Raw genomic sequence first — 2,924 nt, forward strand, 5'->3', positions numbered from 1 at the left:
GCGGCCGGTGGGCTCGGGCGGGATACGGCGGACGCGTTGGCCGACGACGGGCACGACGTGGTCGTCCACGTCCGGAACCCGGCGCGGCTCGCCGACGCGGAGGACACCGGCCGGTGGAAGGGCGTCATCACGGGGGACCTCGCCGATCTCGACGAGATCCGCGAAGTCGCCCGGCAGGCGGGCGCGTTCGGCCGCTTCGACACCGTCATCCACAACGCCGGCACGATGGACGCCCGTGACGCAGGCACGGTCAACACGGTCGCGCCCTATGTGCTGACGGCCCTGATGGCCAAGCCGGCCAGGCTCGTCCACCTCAGCAGCTCCATGCACCGCACCGGCTCCACCGACCTGCGACGGCTGGCCGCCGGTTCCGCGTCCTACAGCGACAGCAAGCTGTGGGTGACCACCCTCGCGCTCGCTTGCGCGTCCCGGTGGGAGGGCACCACGAGCCACGCGGTCGATCCCGGGTGGGTGCCCACACGGATGGGCGGCGCCGGCGCCCCGGACGATCTGACCGAAGGGCACCGGACCCAGGTGTGGCTCGCCACCCACGACGACGTGACCCCGAGCACCGGCGGCTACTGGTACCACCGGCGGACGCAGACACCGCACGCGGCGGCGCTGGACGAAGAGTTCCAGGACCGCCTCATCCGGTTTCTGGAGAGCCACACGGGCGTTCCGCTCGACTGACGCGGGTCGGCAGCGGCGTCCGGCCCAAAATGGATAGGTCGATCCGATTGTCAGGGTGGCCGGTATGACCCCTGGCGCCCCGCACCCCGAAGGCCCCGCCGCTCAGCCGCTGCGCAGTGACGCCGAGCGCAACCGGGAGCGGATCATCGCCGCCGCCCGCACGGTGTTCGCGCGTGACGGCCTGAACGCCTCCATGGCCTCCGTGGCCCGCGAGGCGGGCGTGGGGAGCGCGACCATGTTCCGCCGCTTCCCCACGAAGGAGGAGCTGGTCGACGCCGTCTTCTCCGACCGCATGGGTGCCTACGCCGATGTGGTCACCGTCGCCCTGGAGGACTCCGACCCCTGGAACGGCTTCGTCGGTTACATCGAGACCGCCTGTGCGATGCAGGCCGCCGACAACGGCTTCGCCGACGTCCTGACCATGACCTTCCCCACCGCCAAGGTCCTGGAGGAGCGCCGCAACCGGGCGTACGAGGGCATGCTGCGCCTCATCGAGCGCACCAAGGCCACCGGCCGCCTGCGCGCGGACTTCGACCCCTCGGACCTGGTACTGATCCACATGGCCAACGCCGGCGTCGTCAACGCCACCGGCGACGCCGCCCCGGACGCCTGGCGACGCGCCGTCGCCCTGATCATCCAGTCCGTCGAGGCCCCGGCGCGCGGCCCCCTGCCCGCCTCACCCGGGCACGAACCCCTCTACAAGGCCATGCTCCGCGCCGGTCAGAGCACCTCCGCACCGCCCTCGGGCAAGAGCGGCCGACCTCGGGAGCGTCAGAGAAGCGGTACCCGCGTGAAGTGGCTCGCCGCGTGGAGTTCGGTCTCCACGCGGGTCGCGGTGAGACGCAGTTCCGGGAGGATCTCCGCCACGCATTCCTCGGCCGTGCGTCCCGCCGCGTGCAGGGCCACGTTCACCGCGGCGACCACCCGGCCCGTACGGTCGCGGACGGGGACGGCGATGGTACGGAGGCCGTCCTCCCAGTTCTCGTCCAGCAGGGCGTAGCCCTGGGTGCGGACCCGGTCGAGGTCGGCGGAGCGCTCCTTGTCCGCCAGCAGGACCCGGCCTAGGGAGGTCGCCGAGGCCGGTAGGCGGGTGCCGGTCCTGATGTCCACGCCCATGATCCGGGGGGAGACGGCCCTCGCCGTGTACTGGATCTCCGCCCCCTCGACCGATCCCGGCGGCACCAGGACCGCCAGTGCCGTCGACTCCCGCACCCGTGCCGAAAGGTCGGCCAGGTGCGGGGCCGCGATGCGCGGGAGGGTCGTACGGGACAGGGGTGGGAAGCCCAGGGACAGGACCCGCGGGGTGAGGCCGAAGGTGCGGGACTCCGGCTGCTGGCGGACCAGCCCCAGGTGTTCGTAGGTGATCAGGGCCCGGCGGGCCGTCGCCCTGGCCAGGCCGGTCGCCCGTGCCACGTCCGTCAGCGTGAGCGCGGCCCTGCCCTCGCCGAACGCCGTCAGGACCGTCAGGCCGCGGGCGAGGGACTCGATGAACTCCCGGCCCAGTTCGTTCTTGGCCGCGCCGATCCAGGAGGCCGATCCCGAGGGGGGCGGGCCCGGATCCGGGTCCGGGGTGGACGCCAGTTCGCGTTCCATCTCCGCCACCGTCGCCCGCAGCCGCGGCAGCAGGGTCTCGCGCAGGTCCGTCGCGGTGTGGCGGCTGGTGTGGCTCACGACGTTCGCCACGCAGGCGATCCGGGCCGTGCGCGGGTCCCGTACGGGAACGGAGACCGCCACCAGACCCGGCTCGATCAACTGGTCGTCCAGCGCCCAGCCGTCCCTCCCCGCCTGGGCCGCCTCCGCCTCGAACTGCCCCTCCCGGGCCGGGAGTTCCCGAGGCGGTACGGCGGGAAAGCCCCGGTCCTGCGGGTCCGCCGCCCGGCGCTCGCGCCAGGCCCGCCAGTCGGCGTCGGTCCACTCGGACGCGAACAGGGGCCCCGGCGCGGTGCGTTCGGCGGGGAGCAGGTCGCCGATGCGGAAGCTCAGGGACATCGCGCGGCGGCGGGTGGCCTGGTGGATGAAGCGGATGCCGTCGCGGTCGGCGACCGCGAGCGACACCGACTCGTCCAGCTCGTCGGCGAGGGCGTCGGCCCGCCCGGACAGCAGAGCGGGCAGACGCAGGGCGGCGAGATAGGCGTTGCCGAGTTCCATGAGCCGGGGCGTGATCACCGCGTCCCGGCCGTCCAGGCGGACGTATCCCATCCGGGCCAGCGTGGCCGTGATGCGGTCGACCGTGG

The 2,924-nt window shown here is 73.3% G+C and carries 2 protein-coding genes and 1 pseudogene; 2 read left to right on the plus strand and 1 reads right to left on the minus strand.

Going from position 1 to position 2,924, the window contains the following annotated elements; genetic code table 11:
* Together JF597_RS53395 and JF597_RS53400 are read left to right on the plus strand one after the other, a co-directional pair.
* Positions 1-690: SDR family oxidoreductase (locus tag JF597_RS53395; RefSeq protein ID WP_294014259.1), on the plus strand; the 690-nt coding region annotated here is incomplete at its 5' end.
* 64 nt (positions 691-754) lie between these two features.
* Positions 755-958, plus strand: a pseudogene (locus JF597_RS53400) (helix-turn-helix domain-containing protein); the annotation flags it as partial.
* A gap of 503 nt (positions 959-1,461) precedes the next feature.
* Here JF597_RS53400 and JF597_RS53405 read toward each other — a convergent pair.
* On the minus strand, positions 1,462-2,924 hold a 1,463-nt coding region (locus JF597_RS53405; RefSeq protein ID WP_294014261.1), incomplete at its 5' end, for an IclR family transcriptional regulator C-terminal domain-containing protein.

It is taken from the genome of Streptomyces sp., assembly GCF_019510245.1.
In the GTDB taxonomy this organism is placed as follows: domain Bacteria; phylum Actinomycetota; class Actinomycetes; order Streptomycetales; family Streptomycetaceae; genus Streptomyces.